This is a genomic window from Paracandidimonas soli (genome assembly GCF_004342005.1).
Lineage (GTDB): Bacteria > Pseudomonadota > Gammaproteobacteria > Burkholderiales > Burkholderiaceae_B > Paracandidimonas > Paracandidimonas soli.
On sequence record NZ_SMBX01000001.1, the window covers coordinates 37,409 to 55,230 of the forward strand.

A 17,822-nucleotide genomic window follows, 5' to 3' on the forward strand; every position below is an offset into this window, starting at 1 on the left:
CATGATCGAACAATAGTATGTTTCCAGGAGAGTTCGTATGCGTTGGCGATACGAAGAAATAGGTCAGCGAGTCAAGGCGTTCCGGATGGCTTCGGGCTACAGCGCCGACGAGGTGGCGCAGAAGATCGGCATTTCCCGCACGGCGCTGTACAGGGTGGAAAAAGGGGAAATCGCCAAGATCGACACCCTGCAGTGCCTGTCCGAGCTTCTGGAGGTATCCATGCCGACGCTGCTTGGCGTGGGTATCGAGTACATGGCCTCGGCGGTGAGCTATTTCGAGCGCACCCGGCAGCTGGAGGAAAAGGCGGACCAGATCATCGTGCTGGCCGGTCCGGTGTCGTTTCTGCTGGCCTCGGAGCGTTTCGAGTCGGCGCTGGAGCAGGTGCTGCGCGAATCGGTGCCGGACGATATTCCCCAGCGCGGCAAGATGCTGGCCGATGTGGCGCAGGTGATGGAAATCCTGCACCACCGCAAGCGTACTTACATGCGGCGCAGGCCGAGCATTGTGAACCTGATTTCCGCCGACCAGATCGCGCGCTTTCTCCACGGCGGCCTGATGGGCCGGCGGGAGCTTCCCGAGTCCGTGCGCGCGGAGCGCAGGCTGTGGGCCAGGCAGGAGATCGAGCACCTGGCGGGCCTGATCGAGGACGACAACCTGGGCGTGCAGATCGGCCTGGTGACGGACACATTGCCGCTCAACGGATTCCAGATATTCCGGCAGGCGGACCGCAGCACCCTGACGATCAGTCCGTTCAGGCTGGGGGAACAGCCCAATATCCGCGTCGGCGTGGCCATGCTGACATCGGCGCCGGAGGCGCTCAAGCTGCACGACAAGATCGTCAAGGATGCCTGGAAGACCGCGATCAAGGGGCCGGCCGCGGCAGAGCATCTGCACAATCTGCTGGACGCCGCGCCCTTGCCGGAGGCCGATCCGGCCAGCCCGCCGGAGGCGAAGGCGCGCCCGCGCAAGCGGGCAAGGCCATGATGATTTTCCGTTGATACCGAAGGGAGCCGCGCATGCACTCTACGCACCAGGATTGCCGCCAGGAGCTGGCGCTGGCAAACCATATCCTTGCCAATGAAGGCATCCTGGATGCATTCGGCCATGTCAGCGTGCGGCATCCCGGGCGCAGCGGGAATTTCCTGCTGTCGGTCTCCTGTGCGCCCGAACTGGTGCGGCCGGACGATATCGTCGAATACGGGCCGGACTCCGAGCCGGTAGAACCCCTGTCGGCGGCGCAGTACAGCGAGCGCTACATCCACGGCGAAATCTATCGCCTGCGGCCGGATGTGCAGGCCATCTGCCACCACCACAGCCCGGCGGTCATGCCTTTTTGCATCACGGGCCGGCCCCTGGTGCCCGTCTACCAGCATGGAGCGCTGATCGGCGGCCAAGTTCCGCTGTGGGACAGCCGGGATGAATTCGGGGATACCAACCTGCTGGTCGTCAATGCGCAGCAGGGCGCTTCGCTGGCGCGGGCGATGGGCGATGCCTGGATCGTGCTGATGCGGCATCATGGCGCGACCGTCAGCGGCGTTTCCCTCAGGGAAATGGTGTTCCGCGCGGTTGCGGCCAGCCGCAATGCCGAGCTGCTGTATCGCGCCCTGGCGCTGGGAGACGCGCCTGGCCTGACGGCGGGGGAAATCCAGCGCGCCAGCCAGCTGCCGCCAGCAGCCATCGACCGCGCCTGGGGGCTGTGGTCCCGGCGTGTAGCCCAAGACTGATTTCCGCTTTTGGCGCGTGGCGCCGCCATTGACGGGTCATTGCGCCCGGATTGTTCCAAAAATAATATAAATATCAAATATGGTAGTCGAGCAGGGGCCGGCAGGCATGCATCACCGATACATCCACATTCGCCAGATGCCGGATTTCTTTCATCCTGAAAACAGGGGAGCATCATGTCTGGAATCAATGCTGTGAGTTTTTCCCGCCGCCGCATCATGAAGGCGGCGTTGGGCGGCCTGGCTGCCGCGTCCCTGGCGCGTCCGGCCATGGCTGCGAATTATCCCGAGCGTCCCATCACGCTGATCGTGCCGTTCGGCCCGGGCGGCGGCGTGGATAATATCGGCCGCCACTTCGCCCAGGCGCTGGACCGGGCGCTCGGGCAGTCCGTGATCATCGAGAACCGGTCGGGAGCGGGATCCTTGGTCGGCATCAAGGCCGCCATGCGCGCTCCCGCCGACGGCTACACCCTGCTGCTGGCGGATGCCGCGCTCGTCATCAATGCCTTGCTGGCGGATCCCGCGCCGTATGACTTCCGTAACGACCTGGCGCCGGTATCGATGGTGAGCCGCGCTCCCTACATCCTGGTGAAAAGCCAGGCACTGAAGGCGGATACCGTACAGGACATCGTCACTGAGGCCAAGACGAAAGAGAAAGGCCTGACTTTCGCATCGGCGGGCGTGGGAACGGCGGCGCACATGACGGGCGAGCTGTTCCGGCTGAAAACGCAGGCGCCGCTGATGCACGTGCCGTATCGCAGCGGAAGCCCCGCCATGGCGGACCTGGTCGCAGGCCAGGTCGATCTGGTCTTCACGACCATCGCGTCGGCCAGGCCCTATCTTGAGCAGGGCCGTGCGGTAGGCGTCGCCACCACAGGCAAGGAGCGCAGCGAAGAGTTTCCGGATCTTCCCACGCTGGACGAGCTCTTCGGCGAGTTCGAGGTGTATTTCTGGACGTCCCTGTTCGTTCCCGGAGGAACACCCGCTCCCATCGTCGCGGCGCTGGAGGCCGCCGCGCGGGAAGCACTGGGCAAGCCCGAGATCCAGACCGCCTTCAGGGAAGGGGGAAATGCGGCCATGCCGTTGCCGGCGAAGGAAACCGCGGCGTTCATCGAGGGCGAAGCCGCCATGTGGGAAGACGTGATCCGCAAAAGCGGTGTGAAGATCTAGCGATGCCGCCCTGCCGGAAGGAGGCGGCACCCTTGCCGCTTCCTGGGCGGGGCGGCAATGGAAAAGCCCGGCTTCCGGACCGGTCCCTGAAGACCGGCGCTATCTATGTCCGGTTTCTCGGGGCCGGCTCATCCGGCCGGACTTTTCGTTTGGGAGCGGGAAGGATCAGTTCTGCTTCAGGTTGCCGTCGGCGACGACCTTGCTCCACATCTGTTCTTCTTTCGCGATGAAGGCAGAGGCCTCGTCCAGCGGCATGTATACGGGGTTCTCTCCCGCTTTTTCAAGCGCCGCCAGCACGTCCGGCGTTTCCAGTGTCTTTCGTACCGCGGCGTTCAGCTTGTCCAGGACGGGTTGCGGCGTGCCGCCGGGCGCGAACAGCGCGGTCCAGAACTGTACGTTGAAGTTGGGGACGGTTTCACTGATGGTCGGCAGGTCCGGCAGGCGTTTGCTGCGCTCGGCGCCGGTCGTGGCCAGCCCGCGCAGGCGGTTTGCTCCGATGTACGACACGGCGGCGGGCTGCGTGGCGAACGCGAAGTCCACCAGGCCCGCGACCAGATCGGTCATGGCGGGGCCGCTGCCCTTGTAAGGCACGTGCACCAGGTTGGTCTCCGTCCTTGCCTTGAGAAGCTCGCCCGCCATGTGCGGCGTGGTGCCCAGGCCTGCCGATGCGAAATTCAGGCCGCTGCTCCTGCTCTTGCCTTCCTTGATCAGGTCGTCCAGCGTTTTCAGCTTGGATTCGCCGGGCACGACCAGCACCAGGGGCGAGACCGTGACGGTGGAGATCGGGACCAGATCCTTCTTGGCGTCGTAGGGGACGCTTTTCATGAAGCTGGGATTGATGATGAGGGCCGGATCCGCCAGCAGCAGTGTATATCCGTCCGGCTGGGCGCGCGTGACCACGCTGGTGCCGATGACACTGCCTCCGCCGGGACGGTTTTCCACGATGACGGTCTGGCCGAGCGCGGACTCCAGGTTGCGCGCCAGCAGGCGCCCGACGAAGTCCACCGCGCCGCCGGGCGGATAGGCGAGAACCAGGGAAACCGGGCGGGAGGGGTAGTCGTCCGCTGCATGGGCGGGCCCGGCCGCCAGAGGGACGGCAATGATCATGGATGCGGCAAATGCCGTTGCCGCCAGCTTTTTCTGGAGGAAGGGATGGAGCCTACAGCCAATCGTATTCAGCATGGGATTCTCCGGAAATGTTTGCCGCAAGGGCAGATGGCGTCTGGCGTCGGGCATCAGGCCGATTGATGACGGTATGGTACTGAAATATAGATTTGTACCAAAAATGGGTCAAGCGGTTTTTGCCTGGAATGCACCATATCCAAGCAGGCTGCACGATCATGGTTCGAGGCTCAGGAAGCTGTGTTTTCGGCGATTTTCCCTGCCATATGGCTGTTGATGAATGAGATTCCAGATTTTTGAGAGTATGCCGGAGATGGGGAGCTTTTGCGTCGGTCTGCTTCCGTAAGGGAAATCCCTTGCTAAGAATGTTCCATTAATTGAATAAATTACAATTTTGGACCAATCTCTTACGCAAGGGAAATGCCGGTGCAGGAGGAAAATCAGGGAGTGCGGCTGATAGCCGGTTATGAGGCCGACGCGGATCTGCTGCATTGGGAAGCGTGGATCCATGAGAAGATCCGCGACATCCCCTTGCGGCCGGCTTGATCCTATGCCTGTACGGCCTTCGCCAGCAGGTCCGGGCTGATTTCGGCGACGCTCTTCGTGCTGGTCAGCGTCATGGCCACGCGCATCTCTTTTTCGATCAGGTTCAGCAGATTGGCCACGCCGGCTTCGCCCGCCGTGGCCAATGCATAGATGAAGGCGCGGCCGAGCATGACACTGTCGGCGCCCAGCGCCAGCATGCGCACGACATCCAGGCCGGAACGCACGCCGGAATCGGCCAGGATCTTCAACTGCCCTTTCACCGCATCGGCGATGGCCGGCAATGCTCGCGCGGACGACAGCACGCCGTCGAGCTGGCGGCCGCCGTGGTTGGAAACCACGATGCCGTCCGCGCCGAAGCGCACTGCATCGCGCGCGTCATCGGGATCGAGGATGCCCTTGATTACCATCGGGCCTTCCCAGAAGTCGCGGATCCATTCCAGGTCCTTCCAGGAGATGGATGGATCGAAGTTGGCGCCCAGCCAGCCCATGTAGTCCTCCAGGCCGATCTGTTTGCCGAAATAAGCCGAGATATTGCCCAGATCGTGCGGCCTGCCATGCAGGCCGACATCCCATGACCAGTTTGGCCGGGTAACGGCCTGCAGATAGCGGCGCATCGCTGCATTGGGGCCGCTCATGCCCGAATGTGCATCGCGGTAGCGCGCGCCCGGCACGGGCATGTCCACCGTAAAGATCAGCGTCGAGCACCCCGCCGCCTTGGCGCGCTCCAGCGCATTCTTCATGAAGCCGCGGTCTTTCAGCACATACAGCTGGAACCACATGGGACGCTTCATGACGGGAGCGACCTCTTCGATCGAGCAGACGGAAACGGTAGACAGCGTAAACGGGATGCCGTGCTTGTCGGCGGCGCGTGCCGCCTGCGTCTCGCCGCGGCGAGCGAACATGCCGCACAGCCCTACGGGTGCGAGCGCAACAGGGAGGGCAAGCTGCTCGCCGAACAGCTCTGTACTCAGATCGAGCTGCGACATATCTTTCAGCACGCGCTGGCGCAGCGCCACTCCGGAAAGATCCTCGACGTTATGGCGCAGGGTGTGCTCGGCATAGGCGCCGCCGTCGATGTAGTGGAACAGGAACGGCGGCAGGCGGCGCCTGGCGGCTTCGCGATAGTCGGTTGCGGCTGAAATGATCATGAGAGCGTCCGTGAAGAGGAAAGTCGGTGAGCGCGCCGGCGACGGGCCTCGTCGTCTTCGCGTGTGCGTATGGTTTGCTGTACGAATTCGAGGTGATGGCGGATGGTGTCGCGGGCGCGCTCGGCGTCGCCTTCCAGGATGGCCTGCACCAGGCTTCTGTGCTGCAGCGTGAGTTCGTCGATGGTGCCGTGCGCATCCGGCTGGAACATGGCGCCCAGGCTTTTTTCTATGGACGAGAGCAGCACGTCGAACAGGCCGCGCATGATCTGCACCAGCACCAGGTTGTGCGAGGCCTCGGCGATGGCGAGGTGAAGGCGGGCGTCGGCGCGGGCGGTCAGGACGGCATTGCCGCCGGCCTGCTGTTCCAGCATGTCGTCCAGGCAGCGCAAGATACTGTCCTTGTCCTGCTGCGTGGCGCGCATGGCCGCATACCATGCGGTATCGCTTTCCAGCGTGTGCCGGGCTTCCAGCACGTCGTAGTGATATTGGATGTCGTCCTGCAGCAGGCCGGCCAGGGGTTGTATGCGTGTTTCCGGCCAGTTGAGGAGATCTGTCTGCAGATAGGTGCCCCCGCCGCGCCGCGTGGTGAGCAGGCCTTGCCCGGCCAGCGTGCGTATGGCTTCCCGGACGGGAGGACGGGACACGCCCAGTTGCTCCGCCAGCGTGCGTTCCGACGGCAGGCGATCACCAGGCTTCAGTTGCCGGTCATGGATGAGGCGCTGGAGGGTATGGGCGATCTGGTCGGAGAGGCGAGTGTCGGTGGATTGCATAGCTTGGTATGACCAAATCTTGTCTATTTCGTGATTTATACAGGAAAAAGAAGAACAAAAATAGTATTTTCTGATAATTTCAAATACTGGTATTACCAATAAGGCGTTTTGGAGCGACATTCGGGCGCACCTTCCTGTCCGATATCGCGTTGATTCTTTCCATGTCCGGTGGTTTACTGGCGCGAAGTTGCTTCTTTCTTTCCCCTACCAGGCATTTCAGGATTGACCGTGTCAGAACCTTCCTTGATCGCACCGCACGCAATGCACGTTGCAGGAGTCGCCATTCATTCGCCGCTTGCCGCAGGCAAGGCCAGCCAGCCCAAGTCCGCCAACCGCCGCGCAGCTCCTATCGGAGACATGGCATGAAGGTCATCGTCCTGGGAGCCGGCATCGTCGGCATGTGTTCCGCTTATGCGCTGCAGCAGGCGGGAATGGACGTCGTCGTCGTGGACCGCCAGGATGGGCCTGCGCGCGAAACCAGCCGCGGCAATGCGGGCGGCCTGTGTCCCGGCTTCGCAGGGCCGTGGGCGGCTCCCGGCATGATGGGCAAGGCGCTGCGCTGGCTGTTCGAAGAGCATGCGCCGCTGAAATGGAAGCCTCGCGCCAGCATGGACCAACTGACGTGGCTGGCAAGCTTTGCCCGCAATTGCACGAAAGCGCGCTTCGCCAGAAACAAAAGCACCATGCAGCGCATTGCGCAGTACAGCAGCGTCTGCCTGAAGGATCTGCGCGAGAATACGGGCATTGTGCACGACTTCAATCAGGGCGGAGTGCTGCAGGTGTTCCAGACGGAAGAGGAACTGGCTCTGGCGCGGCAATCTTCACAGGTACTGTCGCGCTTCGGCGTCGCGCATGCGCTGGTGGATGCGCAGCGAGTTCTCGAACTGGAGCCCGCGCTGCGGTCGGCTTCGGCCACGTTCACGGGCGGGCTGCATCTGATGGAGGATGCGACAGGGGACAGCCACTTGCTGGCCCAGGGGCTGGAGCAGTGGCTGCGCGAGCGCGGCGTCGAATTCCATTTCGGGACCCGTGTCGACGCGCTGGCGCCGGGCAAGCCCGGGCAGGACTGCGCCGTGCGCCTGGCCGATGGCCGCAGCCTGGCGGCGGATGCCGTGGTGGTGGCTACGGGCAGCGACGCGCCGCAGCTGCTGCGGCCTTTGGGGATCCGTCTGCCGGTGTATCCGGTAAAAGGCTATGCCATCACGATGGAGATTGCCGACGATGAGGCGGCGCCGCGCTCCTGCGTGATGGACGAGCACAGCAAGATCATGGTGACGCGCCTGGGAACGCGCCTGCGCGCGGCAGGAATTGCCGAGATCTCCGATCACAAGGCCTGGGCGGATCCCGCAAAGACGGGGTTCGTGCGGGATACGGTGCAGCGGCTGTTCCCGGGGGCGGGCGATTATTCGACGGCGGAGGGCTGGTGCGGGCTGCGGCCCATGACGCCGGACGGCCCCGGATATCTTGGCGCCACCCCGCACAAGGGGATCTTCCTGGCGTGCGGACAGGGCTCGAATGGCTGGACGCAGGCCGCGGGCGTAGGCAGGATCGTCGCGGATATCGTGGCGGGTCGCACGCCCGGGATCGATATGCGGGGCCTGACGCTGGAGAATCGCTACGGCTGATGTGCTTTCGTGGCGTTTCTCAGCCGAATCTGCGCGGCTGCAGGCCTGCGTGAAACCATTCGACCAGGCTGACGATATCGTAGACCGGCATGCCCAGGTGTTCGCGCAGATCGGCGGAGTAGGCCGGCATGTTCGTGCATTCCACGACCAGAGCGCCAATATCCGGATGCCGCTGCACGAGGTCTTGCGCGGCGGCAATCACTTCCGCGCGCAGCACCGAGGGGTCGGCAGCCCGCCCTTCCTGCAGTGAACGGCGGAACTCGGAGTCTGCCGGAACGTCGCCCAGGGGCGTATCCGGAGGTGCGCCGGAGGCCTGCAGATGGGCCGCGCTCAGGCGTTCGGCCGCAAAGGTCAGGACGCCCACGCGCCGGCTCGACGGCAGCAGGCGCTGGACCAGCGGCACCTGCAGCAGCGACGATGCTGCGACAGGCACCGGGCATTGCTCCGCCAGTTCCTTCTGGAAAATGGACAGAAAGCCGCAGGAAGTCGCGATGCCGTCCACGCCCATGTCCACCAGTTCCCGCGCTGCATCGAGAAACAGCGGCAGCAGCCCTTCGGCTCCGCGATGCACGACCTTCTCGATGCTTGCCCCGCGTACTACCTTGTACTGGACGGGAAACGGCCAGGTGCGCGCATGGGCGATATCGCCCGGCAGGCGGGGGAAGCGGGTATCTAGGACGAGAATGCCAAGGGAAGCGCCGGCCACGGGCCTGGCGCGGAAATGGGCGGTAACGTTCATATGCGGGTTTCTGGGGGAGTGTGTTTCGTGCGGTATATCAGCAGGCTGATGGCGGCTTGTTCGTATGGAGCTAGACATAGTCCAGGGGCAGGGCGGTCGTATATTTGATCTGTTCCATGGCGAAACTGGAGGATATGCCGGCGAAGTCCAGCCTGCTGACGAGACGTTTGTAGATATTGTCGTAGCCTTCGACGTTGGGCACCACGACACGCATCAGGTAATCGGTATCTCCGCTCATGCGGTAGAACTCGACGATCTCGGGAATATCCTTGACCACATCGCACAGCTTTTGCATCCACTGATCGTTGTGTTCCGTCGTGCGGATGGCGACGAAGACAGTGACGCCGACATTCAGCTTGCGGGGTTCCAGCAGCGCGACGCGCGCCCGGATGTAGCCATCTTGCTCCAGTTTCTGCACGCGCCGCCAGCAAGGCGTGGGCGACAGGTGGACCAGCTCGCTGAGCTGCTGCAGGGACAGTGATGCATCTCGCTGCAAGTGCAGCAGAATCAATTTGTCGATCTTATCCAGCATGGATCAGTCTCCGTTGGCGCCGCGGTGCATGCCGCGGCATCCTGCATTTGGTCTTTCGGATGAATTGAGAGAAAAATTATTTTTAATGATATCTCTAAAAATGGATTTATTTGCTATTTTTATCGATACCTTGAATTTTATTTGATAGTTTATTTCAGATATTAAAAATTATAATCTCCGTTTACGTGGAAAGGCCGTAGTGCAGCTGTTTTCGGAAAAACGGTGCCAGGTGTCCGATCACGCCAACCTGCAGTCAAGGTCAAGGATTGAAAAAAAGCATGTCAAAGCCGGACATCATTCAGCAAATCGAGAAAATCGCACCGGAAATGGTAGCCATTCGCCGCCAGATCCATGCTTATCCGGAGCTGGCCTACGAAGAGGAGCGCACCAGCGATCTGGTGGCGGAGTGCCTGCAACGATGGGGCTACTCTGTAGAGCGCGGATTGGGCATCACCGGCCTGGTAGGCCAATTGCGCAAGGGAAATGGATCGAAGCGCCTGGGCATCCGCGCCGACATGGATGCTTTGCCGATTCAAGAGCGCACCGGCTTGCCCTATGCCAGCACGGTGCCCGGGAAAATGCATGCCTGCGGTCATGACGGCCATACTTCCATGCTGCTTTGCGCCGCCCGCTATCTTGCGGAAAGCGTAGACTTCAACGGTACGTTGAATCTTATCTTCCAGCCCGCCGAAGAAAACCAGGGCGGCGCCCTGCGCATGATCGAGGACGGTCTGTTCGAAAAATATCCATGCGACCGTATTTTTGCGCTGCATAACACTCCCGGCCTGCCCGTGGGGCAAATGGCGTTCAGCGCAGGTCCCGCCATGGCCGCATTCGATACGGCGGTAGTTACGCTGACGGGCAAGTCGGCGCACGGAGCCATGCCGCATTTCGGCATCGACCCGATGCAGTGCGCGGCCAGCATCATCCTGGGATTGCAGACACTGGTCTCGCGCGAAGTCGATGCGCTGAAGTCGGCGGTGATAACCGTCGGCGCCTTGAACAGCGGCACCGTATTCAACACGATACCCGAAACCGCCGTACTGAAGATCGGCATCAGGACGCTAGATCCGGCGGTGCGCGAATCCGTCGGCTCGCGCCTGCAGGAGTTCATCCAGATGCAGGCAAAGAGCTATCGGCTCGGATGCGAGATCGAATACAGGCAATGCTATCCCGTCCTCGTCAATGATCCGGAACAGATCGCGCTGGCGCGCCAGGTGGCTGTCTCGCTGCTCGGTGCGGAAAACGTGCACGAACGCAATCCCATGATGGGCAGCGAGGATTTTGCCTACATGATGCAGCATGTTCCAGGCGCTTACCTGCGACTGGGCAACGGCCTGGGCGATAACGGCGGTTGCGTCGCGCATACTCCGAACTATCAATTCAACGATGAAGCGCTTCCTATCGGAGCGGCGTTCTGGTCCAGCCTGGCGCTGACGGTACTGTCAGACTGAGGCTGTCAGCCGACGAACCTTTATCGACAATCAAAACCAACCATCCCGTATTTCCAGGAGACAAACCTGCCATGATGAATCAAAACCGACGAACCCTTCTCGCCGCTGCTCTGTCCGCCATCGGGTACGCTACGCTTGGCGGCATGCCCGCCATGGCTGCCGAATCCTATCCCTCGAGGCCGGTGACGGTGGTTGTTCCATATCCCGCCGGTGGGCCGGCGGACGTGGCGACCCGGTTTTTCACCGAAACCATGAGCAAGCACCTGAACCAGCGGATCATCGTCGAGAACGTTGCCGGAGCCACCGGCCTCATCGGCGCCGCCCGCGTGCTCAGGGCCCCGGCCGACGGCTACACATTCCTGACCGGCACCTCGCAGGAGATCATCATTGGATCGCTGCTCAATCCTGCAGCCACCTTTGAGCCGACAGACTTCCAACTGATCGGGCCTGTGCACGAGACCAATCTGGTCCTGCTGACCAAGACAGACCTTCCCGTCGGCAATCTGGATGAGTTCATCGAATATGCGCGCGCATCGAAGGAAAGCCTGTCGTTCGCCACGGTCGGCATCGATTCGCTTTACCACATGATGGGCGACGCGATGGGCAAGCGCATCGGGGCCGAGTTCCTGCATGTGCCTTATCCGGGCGGGGCCCCGGCATTGCAGGCGCTGGCCGGAGGCCAGGTGGATTTTGCGATTCTTCCCTACCAGCGCAGCATGGAGGAATTGGTGCAACAGGGCCGCTTCAAGATCATGACGACGTTCTCGAAGCGTCTTCCGCCCCCTGTGAAGAATCTGCCCACCATCGACCAGAACGCCTTGCTGTCCGACTTCGTCTATACCATTCCGGGCGGATACTACATGCGCGCCGATACGCCCGAAGAGGTGGTGAAGGTGCTGCGCGACGCGATTGCCGCAACCGTGAACGATCAGAACATCCGCGACCGCCTGGAAGCCGAAGGCCGTCTGGTGCTGGAGCCTATGGTCGATCGCGAGCAGGTGGCCGCCTATTTCGCTCAACTCGTCGAGACTCATCGCAAGCTGCTGATCAACGTCGGCCGCACGCCGCTGCGCTGAAGAGGACTCACTCTTTCCGCAGCATGCGGTGATCCGCTTGCTGCATGAAAGACCAAAGGCGGCACAGGTTCCAACCTGTGCCGCCTTTGCTTTCTACCGGCGTTTTGCCAACCGGAGCGCGGTCAGCTCCGGCGCACCGTCAGATCGACTTCATTGACTGCCGCAAGCAGGGCGGGATCCACGCCCGGATTGACCGAGCAGTCGGGCCCCAGCAGATGGTAGCGCCCGCCCATTTCGTCCAGGGAGCGGCGCGCATGCGCCTGGATTTCGGACGGGGTCATATTGCCGAAGGCGGGTTTTCCGGGCAGGCCGCCCAGCACGGCGCGTCCGGTCTTGTTGTGCATTTCCATCAATGAAGGATTGCCGGGAGACGTCGCCCAGCTGAATACGTCGACCGGGTATTTCACGAACTGGTCCGCCAGAATGCCGTCGCCGCACATATGTACGATATTGAATGGTGCGCCTTGTGCGGCTTCCAGGACCTGCAGGTCGAACGGTGTCTGGAAACGCTCGAATTGCTCCGGGGTCATTTGCGCACACGTTGCCGCGGTGGTCGCATAGAAGATCCCGTCCATTCCGCCTTCGATACAGCGGCGCGTGTGCTGGGCCAGGGCATCGGCGATCGTCTGCAGGCCGCGTTCGAGTTTCTCGGGGGCCTCGCTCATCAGGCGGCGCATTTCGGCGGGACCGTTCTCGGCCATGAAGCCCGCAACCATCAAGGGCGCGAAAATCGTCGCCACGATGGGAACGTCCGGCCCGACAGCCGAGCGGACTTGCTGGTAGGCTTCGAGCTGCTCGGCCAGGGCGCCGACGCTGGCGTCGACCGCGGGAAGATCGGCAATGTCTTCCGCGCGCTGCACGCCGTAGCGGGTGACAATGGGAAACTGCGCGCGCTCATTGGAGACGAACTCTTGTCCCCAGAGCTCGTTGAAGCAATAGGGTCGTGATTGCGGCTTGAGGAAGTCCCAGTCGTAGGCCCGGTACAGGCGCAGGGTTTCCTGGCTCAGGGCCTGCGCCGAATATTCGCGCGTAAAGTCATGCAGCCACATGCTGAAAGGGACGCGATCGACAGGCTGTCCCTTGATCGCCGCCATGACGCGTTCACGTTTGTTCATACTGCTCTCCATGGATGGTATCAGCGTATCGCGCCGATGAATGGGTAGTCGCAATCGGGCCGGCGGCCCTCGATGATGTCGGAAATGGCACGCGCCGATCCGCAGGATTGCGTCCAGCCGATGGTGCCGTGCCCGGCGTTGATCAGCAGATTGCGGTACCGGTCGTTGCGCCCGATGATCGGCAGGTTGCTGGGAGTCATGGGACGCAGGCCAGCCCAATATTGCGCCTGATCGACGTCGAGCGCATCGGGAAACAGACGCTGGGCATTGGCAACGATCTGCAGGCAGCGCTTCTGGTCGATCGAGCGCTCATAGCCGGCGATTTCGGCAATGGCCGTGGCGCGCACCCGATCGCCCAGGCGGGAGAATGCCATCTTCTGGGCGGCGTCCGTCAGGCCCATGCCGACGGCCAGGGCGCCCTCGCGCACCGGCAGGGTGACGCTGTATCCCTTGACCGGATAGATGTCCAGGTTGACGCCGATCTTGCGCGCCATGGGCGCGGATGCCGGCCCCAGGCACAGTACGTACTGGTCCGCCGTACAGCGCTCCGTACGGCCATCGGCTTGCTGCACCTCGATGGCCTGTATGCCGTTTCCGGCCGCATCGATGCGTTTTATGGCGCAGCCGTAATCGAACTGCACGCCCGCGTCGCGGGCAAGCTCCGCCAGGCGTTGCGTGAACTTGAACGCGTCGCCCGTTTCGTCATAACGGGAGTAGATGCCTCCCTTCAATTCGCTGCGTATCGACTGAAGGGAGGGCTCGATCTCCAGACATTGTTCCGCGCTCAGTACTTCGCGGCGCAATCCCGAAGCCGCCAGGCGCCTGGCGGCGGCCGCAGCGCCCTGCAGCTTGTCGTCTTCGGTGAAGAAAAGCAGGATGCCTCGCTGCCGCCCGTCGTATTCGATGCCGGTCCGCGCGCGCAGCTCCTGCAGCGACGTGCGGCTGTAGACGCCCAGGTTGGCCAGGTGGACGAGATTGCGGTTGTACCGGCTGGCGGGGCATTCGCGCAGGAACTTGAACAGCCACGACCATTGATGGATGTCCGCTTTCGGACGGAATACCAGCGGCGTATCGTCGCGGAAAAGCCATGTGAAGACCGAGCTCAGCGTGCTTGGGTTGGCCCAGGGGTCTGCAAGATGGGCAGACACCTGGCCCGCATTGGCAAAGCTGGTTTCCAGGCCGGCCTGTTCGCGCCGCTCCAGAACACGGACATTGTGCCCGTTCTGCCTCAGATACCAGGCGGTGGTGACGCCGATGATGCCGGCGCCGAGAACGATGACGTCCATTGCGGTGGAAACCTCCGGGTGATTATTCGAGCACGACGTTGAAGCGCTTGATCATGTCGCCCCACTTTTTGTGTTCGGAACGCGCGAATGCGTCGAACTCTTCCGGCGAGTTGCCGACCGGCTGGCCGCCCAGGTCCTCGATGCGCTTGCGCATGTCGGGCTCGTGGCTGATGCGGGCAAGCTCGCCGGACAGTTTGTCGACGATCTCCTTGGGCGTATTCTTGGGAGCCCAGATGCCATGCCAGGTGCTCAGGTCGAACTGAGGGTAGCCCAGCTCCGCGAATGTGGGGACATCGGGCAGGGTGGGGACGCGCTGCGGCGAAGCGACGGCCAGGGCTTTCAGCTTGCCGCCCTGGATATGGCTCATGACCGCGGTCAGGGCGTCGAACATGACCGGCACCTGATTGCCCATGACATCCAGCATTGCCGCGCCGCTGCCCTTGTAAGGGACATGCACCACCGAGACGCCGGTAGCCTCGCCCAGCATTTCGCCGGCCAGGTGCGGCGTCGAGCCGTTACCCGCGGACGCGTAGCTCATGCCGCTGGCCTGCTGCTTTCCCCAGGCGATCATTTCCTTCACATCCTTGAACGGTGCGGATGGAGATGCAACCAGCACCAGCGGTACAAGCGTGATCTGGCTGACGGGCTGCAGATCGTTGAGCGCATCGTAGGTGATCTTGGGATACAGGCTAGGGACGATCACATGAATCGATGAGTTGGCCAGCAGGGTATAGCCGTCGGGTTTCGCGCTGGCAACCTGCTGGGTGCCGATCATGCCTGATGCGCCGGACTTGTTCTCGACGACGACAGGCGTGCCCAGGGCCTTGCCCAGCGGATCTCCCACCATGCGGGCGACGATGTCGACGGAGCCGCCCGCGGCGAAGGGAGCGATGATCCTGATGGGCTGGTCGGGATACTGGGCATGGGCAATGGCGGTGGTGCTCAGAAATACCGCGGCCATTTTCAGCAACGTTGTCTTTTTCATGATTTCCTCTGCGTGTCTAAGATGCATCCATGGATGAAAGGCGCCCTACCGCGTGCAACAGGCGCCTGGTGACAACCGAATCAAAAAATACCGGGATAGCCAGCCCCGTCGCACAAGATGTGCTGACCCGTCAGGAATCCGGCAGGCGCCGAGCACAGATACACGCACAGCGAAGCAAACTCGTCGGGTTCTCCAAAACGCCCCGCGGAGTTGGTCGAAGAGCGTTCCTTCCAGATTTCCTCGAAAGTCTTGCCGGATTGCGCCGCCAGATCGCGGCCATGCTGATATTGCGTTTCGGTGGCGATGATGCCGGGCAGTGCCGTATTGAGCGTGACGTTGTGCGGCGCCACTTCGTGCGCAAGGGCGGTCATGAATCCGGACAGGCCCAGACGAGGGCTGACGGACAGGGAGAGGCCGAGCTTGGGTTCTTTGACGAAGCGCGAGGTGATTGCAACGATGCGGCCGAACTTTCGTTCGACCATGCCTCCCACCACGCCTGTAATGAGTTCGACCGGGGACAGGAACATGGCATCGATCGCATTCAGCCAGTCTTCGCGGGTCCATGCACTGTAGTCGCCGTCGGTATCGGGCCATCCGCCGTTATGGATGAGGATGTCCGGATTGCCGCAGTGCGCCAGTACCTTGCTGCGCCCTTCAGGCTTGGAAAGGTCGCTGCTCAGGACGTCTACCTTTATGCCGTAGTCGTTGCGCAGGCTCTGCGCTATTTTCTCGAGCGCGCTTTCATTGCGTGCGACCAAGGTCAGGTTGACACCCTCCTTGGCTAGAAGCTGGGCGCAGCTTTTGCCCATTCCCTGGCTTGCGCCGCAGACAAGAGCGTGCTTGCCGGCAATTTGTAGATCCATGGCATCCTCCTCCAAAGGTATTGATAAGTCGATTATTCTCTGATTGATGCAAGCAGCATCGATTGTTTCGCAAAATTCGTCAAGCTTGTGCTCATTGGCACTGGTTATTTGGCAGACTGCTTAAGTCGGCGATTTGCGGTGTCCGGATCTTAAATACCTGCCTCCACGGCCTGCCCAGACACGGCGAGAGAGTCCGAAGCGCATTGCAGCGCCTGCTGCAAATCGGCTATCAGATCCTGACTGTCTTCCAGGCCGGCATGAATGCGTACGATCCTTCCTTTGACTTCAAAGGGCGAGGCGCTGCGTTTCGGCGCATCCATCGGCAGCACCAGGCTTTCATAGCCACCCCAGGACAATCCGATGCCGAACAGGCGCAGTTGATCGATGAAGCGGGCGAATGCCGGCGCGGGCATGGGGATCGTTTCGATGGCGAACAATCCGCTGGCTCCCAGGAAGTCGCGCTTCCAGAGCGCATGGCCCGGGTCGCCGGGCAGTGCGGGATGCATCACGCGCGCTACCAGGGGATGCTGCGCCAGCATCTGCGCCAGCTTGACGCCGGTATCCCAGTGCTGCCGCAGTCGCAGCGGCAATGTGCGGATGCCGCGCAGCGCCAGGAATATGTCGTCGGGCCCGATCGTCTGCCCGAAGTCGTGCGCGCCTTTGCGCAGCAGGGGCCAGGCGTGCTCGTTGGCCGTTGCAACGCCCAGCAGCGCATCCGAATGCCCGATGAGATACTTGGTGGCGGCCTGTATCGAGATGTCGACGCCATGCTCGAACGGCTTGAAGTACAGCGGCGTGGCCCAGGTGTTGTCCATCGCCACATAGGCCCCAGCCTTGTGCGCCTGCTCGGCGATTGCGGGGATATCCTGCATTTCGAATGTTCCCGAGCCGGGCGCTTCGACATAGACCAGGCGAGTGTTGGGGCGCAGCAAGGCGCCGATGCCCGCCCCGATATCCGGGGCGTAGAACTCCGCGGCGATATTGAAGCGCGCGAGGGTATTCTGCGCGAATGCGCGTGTCGGGCCGTAGACGCTGTCGGGCAACAGAATATGGTCGCCGCTGGACAGCACGGACATAATGGCATGCGTGCAGGCGGCCAGCCCCGACGGGAATACCAATGATCGATAGCCGCCTTCCATGTCGGCTACCAACTCCTCCAACGCACGGGTGGTGGGCGTACCGAAACGGCCGTACGAGGCGTAGGGATTGTCCGGCTGTTTGCGCGACTCCCACTGCTCCAGGGAGTGGGACAGTACGGTGGAACCGCGATAGATAGGCACATTGACCATTCCGCCGTGGAGAGCGGGATCGCGTCCGCCATGAAGCAGTTCCGTGCAGGTTTGTAGTTTCTTGAGCATGACAGTCGTAGAAGGAAATTCAGCGGGACAAAAGAAAAAAGGCTGAAAATATTCTACGTTTCAAGCTTGGGAAATATGGTCTAAATTTTCCAAGGTTTATGGATATTAGTGGAAAATTTTTCCATATATTTTCTTGGATAAGGATTATATTTTTTTGTGCGGCGCACATGCGACCTGTCGTTTCCCCGACAGGGGCCCTCTAGGATGCATAGTGGATCGTTCCTTGCCACTGGTTTACTGAAATGGGCGTAAATGGGTTGCTAAATGGAGATCGAGGATTTTTGGGTGTAAATGGGTGTACTATTGGTTGC

At 61.7% G+C, this 17,822-nt stretch carries 18 protein-coding genes; 7 read left to right on the forward strand and 11 right to left on the reverse strand.

Annotation, left to right across the window (positions count from 1 at the left end; translation table 11 throughout):
• The first annotated feature begins 37 nt into the window (after positions 1–37).
• From EV686_RS00185 to EV686_RS00195, 3 genes are all read left to right on the forward strand, one after another.
• A complete protein-coding gene (locus tag EV686_RS00185) occupies positions 38–985 on the forward strand; it encodes a helix-turn-helix domain-containing protein (RefSeq protein WP_132472265.1) in 948 nt (315 codons plus the stop codon).
• A 32-nt stretch (positions 986–1,017) separates the two neighbouring features.
• On the forward strand, positions 1,018–1,725 hold the full coding sequence (locus tag EV686_RS00190) for a class II aldolase/adducin family protein (RefSeq protein WP_132472267.1): 708 nt from the start codon (positions 1,018–1,020) through the stop codon (positions 1,723–1,725).
• A 174-nt stretch (positions 1,726–1,899) separates the two neighbouring features.
• Positions 1,900–2,892, forward strand: coding sequence for a tripartite tricarboxylate transporter substrate-binding protein (locus tag EV686_RS00195; protein ID WP_132472269.1), 993 nt, complete (start codon positions 1,900–1,902; stop codon positions 2,890–2,892).
• Between the two features lie 165 nt (positions 2,893–3,057).
• Here EV686_RS00195 and EV686_RS00200 read toward each other — a convergent pair whose 3' ends face one another.
• The 4 genes from EV686_RS00200 to lldR form a co-directional block, all read right to left on the reverse strand.
• Positions 3,058–4,074 carry a Bug family tripartite tricarboxylate transporter substrate binding protein gene (locus EV686_RS00200; RefSeq protein ID WP_165972444.1) on the reverse strand — a complete coding sequence of 339 codons (1,017 nt, stop codon included), beginning with the start codon at positions 4,072–4,074 and terminating at the stop codon, positions 3,058–3,060.
• Positions 4,075–4,230: 156 nt separating this feature from the next.
• Positions 4,231–4,524, reverse strand: coding sequence for a hypothetical protein (locus EV686_RS00205; protein ID WP_132472273.1), 294 nt, complete (start codon positions 4,522–4,524; stop codon positions 4,231–4,233).
• 38 nt (positions 4,525–4,562) lie between these two features.
• Complete coding sequence (gene lldD, locus EV686_RS00210) at positions 4,563–5,708, reverse strand: FMN-dependent L-lactate dehydrogenase LldD (RefSeq protein WP_132472275.1); 1,146 nt, start codon at positions 5,706–5,708, stop codon at positions 4,563–4,565.
• A complete protein-coding gene (lldR, locus tag EV686_RS00215; protein WP_132472277.1) occupies positions 5,705–6,478 on the reverse strand; it encodes a transcriptional regulator LldR in 774 nt (257 codons plus the stop codon). Before lldR ends, lldD begins: the two co-directional genes overlap by 4 nt.
• A 228-nt stretch (positions 6,479–6,706) precedes the next feature.
• Here lldR and EV686_RS18495 point away from each other — a divergent pair, with 228 nt between their 5' ends.
• Positions 6,707–6,844: a hypothetical protein gene (locus EV686_RS18495; protein ID WP_165972445.1), complete on the forward strand. Its 138-nt coding sequence runs from the start codon at positions 6,707–6,709 to the stop codon at positions 6,842–6,844.
• Complete coding sequence (locus tag EV686_RS00220; RefSeq protein ID WP_132472279.1) at positions 6,841–8,103, forward strand: D-amino acid dehydrogenase; 1,263 nt, start codon at positions 6,841–6,843, stop codon at positions 8,101–8,103. The genes EV686_RS18495 and EV686_RS00220 overlap by 4 nt, the downstream gene beginning before the upstream one ends.
• A gap of 19 nt (positions 8,104–8,122) precedes the next feature.
• Here the strand turns inward: EV686_RS00220 and EV686_RS00225 are convergent, their stop codons facing one another.
• Together EV686_RS00225 and EV686_RS00230 are read right to left on the reverse strand one after the other, a co-directional pair.
• The gene (locus tag EV686_RS00225) at positions 8,123–8,842 is read right to left on the reverse strand and encodes an aspartate/glutamate racemase family protein (RefSeq protein WP_132472281.1); all 720 of its coding nucleotides are present in this window, start codon (positions 8,840–8,842) and stop codon (positions 8,123–8,125) included.
• Between the two features lie 70 nt (positions 8,843–8,912).
• Complete coding sequence (locus tag EV686_RS00230; RefSeq protein ID WP_132473588.1) at positions 8,913–9,371, reverse strand: Lrp/AsnC family transcriptional regulator; 459 nt, start codon at positions 9,369–9,371, stop codon at positions 8,913–8,915.
• 281 nt (positions 9,372–9,652) lie between these two features.
• Between EV686_RS00230 and EV686_RS00235 the strand changes: the two genes are divergently transcribed.
• Positions 9,653–10,828, forward strand: a complete 1,176-nt coding sequence (locus EV686_RS00235; protein WP_132472283.1) for a M20 aminoacylase family protein — start codon at positions 9,653–9,655, stop codon at positions 10,826–10,828.
• Between the two features lie 71 nt (positions 10,829–10,899).
• Complete coding sequence (locus tag EV686_RS00240; protein WP_132472285.1) at positions 10,900–11,904, forward strand: Bug family tripartite tricarboxylate transporter substrate binding protein; 1,005 nt, start codon at positions 10,900–10,902, stop codon at positions 11,902–11,904.
• A 122-nt stretch (positions 11,905–12,026) separates the two neighbouring features.
• Here the strand turns inward: EV686_RS00240 and EV686_RS00245 are convergent, their stop codons facing one another.
• From EV686_RS00245 to metC, 5 genes are all read right to left on the reverse strand, one after another.
• The gene (locus EV686_RS00245; RefSeq protein ID WP_165972447.1) at positions 12,027–13,019 is read right to left on the reverse strand and encodes a uroporphyrinogen decarboxylase family protein; all 993 of its coding nucleotides are present in this window, start codon (positions 13,017–13,019) and stop codon (positions 12,027–12,029) included.
• A gap of 20 nt (positions 13,020–13,039) precedes the next feature.
• Positions 13,040–14,305 (reverse strand): D-amino acid dehydrogenase, encoded by a 1,266-nt coding sequence (locus EV686_RS00250; protein WP_132472289.1) that lies wholly within the window; start codon positions 14,303–14,305, stop codon positions 13,040–13,042.
• Between the two features lie 22 nt (positions 14,306–14,327).
• Positions 14,328–15,290 (reverse strand): Bug family tripartite tricarboxylate transporter substrate binding protein, encoded by a 963-nt coding sequence (locus EV686_RS00255; RefSeq protein WP_165972448.1) that lies wholly within the window; start codon positions 15,288–15,290, stop codon positions 14,328–14,330.
• Positions 15,291–15,370: 80 nt separating this feature from the next.
• Complete coding sequence (locus EV686_RS00260) at positions 15,371–16,153, reverse strand: SDR family NAD(P)-dependent oxidoreductase (protein WP_132472293.1); 783 nt, start codon at positions 16,151–16,153, stop codon at positions 15,371–15,373.
• Positions 16,154–16,302: 149 nt separating this feature from the next.
• Positions 16,303–17,511, reverse strand: a complete 1,209-nt coding sequence (metC, locus tag EV686_RS00265; protein WP_132472295.1) for a cystathionine beta-lyase — start codon at positions 17,509–17,511, stop codon at positions 16,303–16,305.
• Between the last annotated feature and the right edge of the window lie 311 nt (positions 17,512–17,822).

Excerpts from the sequence above, each read along its gene's own strand:
- EV686_RS00185 (WP_132472265.1), top strand. The coding sequence starts at position 38 with ATGCGTTGGCGATACGAAGAAATAGGTCAGCGAGTCAAGGCGTTCCGG.
- EV686_RS00190 (WP_132472267.1), top strand. The coding sequence starts at position 1,018 with ATGCACTCTACGCACCAGGATTGCCGCCAGGAGCTGGCGCTGGCAAAC.
- EV686_RS00195 (WP_132472269.1), top strand. The coding sequence starts at position 1,900 with ATGTCTGGAATCAATGCTGTGAGTTTTTCCCGCCGCCGCATCATGAAG.
- EV686_RS00200 (WP_165972444.1), bottom strand. The coding sequence starts at position 4,074 with ATGCTGAATACGATTGGCTGTAGGCTCCATCCCTTCCTCCAGAAAAAG.
- EV686_RS00205 (WP_132472273.1), bottom strand. The coding sequence starts at position 4,524 with ATGGATCCACGCTTCCCAATGCAGCAGATCCGCGTCGGCCTCATAACC.
- lldD (WP_132472275.1), bottom strand. The coding sequence starts at position 5,708 with ATGATCATTTCAGCCGCAACCGACTATCGCGAAGCCGCCAGGCGCCGC.
- lldR (WP_132472277.1), bottom strand. The coding sequence starts at position 6,478 with ATGCAATCCACCGACACTCGCCTCTCCGACCAGATCGCCCATACCCTC.
- EV686_RS00220 (WP_132472279.1), top strand. The coding sequence starts at position 6,841 with ATGAAGGTCATCGTCCTGGGAGCCGGCATCGTCGGCATGTGTTCCGCT.
- EV686_RS00225 (WP_132472281.1), bottom strand. The coding sequence starts at position 8,842 with ATGAACGTTACCGCCCATTTCCGCGCCAGGCCCGTGGCCGGCGCTTCC.
- EV686_RS00235 (WP_132472283.1), top strand. The coding sequence starts at position 9,653 with ATGTCAAAGCCGGACATCATTCAGCAAATCGAGAAAATCGCACCGGAA.
- EV686_RS00240 (WP_132472285.1), top strand. The coding sequence starts at position 10,900 with ATGATGAATCAAAACCGACGAACCCTTCTCGCCGCTGCTCTGTCCGCC.
- EV686_RS00245 (WP_165972447.1), bottom strand. The coding sequence starts at position 13,019 with ATGAACAAACGTGAACGCGTCATGGCGGCGATCAAGGGACAGCCTGTC.
- EV686_RS00250 (WP_132472289.1), bottom strand. The coding sequence starts at position 14,305 with ATGGACGTCATCGTTCTCGGCGCCGGCATCATCGGCGTCACCACCGCC.
- EV686_RS00255 (WP_165972448.1), bottom strand. The coding sequence starts at position 15,290 with ATGAAAAAGACAACGTTGCTGAAAATGGCCGCGGTATTTCTGAGCACC.
- EV686_RS00260 (WP_132472293.1), bottom strand. The coding sequence starts at position 16,153 with ATGGATCTACAAATTGCCGGCAAGCACGCTCTTGTCTGCGGCGCAAGC.
- metC (WP_132472295.1), bottom strand. The coding sequence starts at position 17,511 with ATGCTCAAGAAACTACAAACCTGCACGGAACTGCTTCATGGCGGACGC.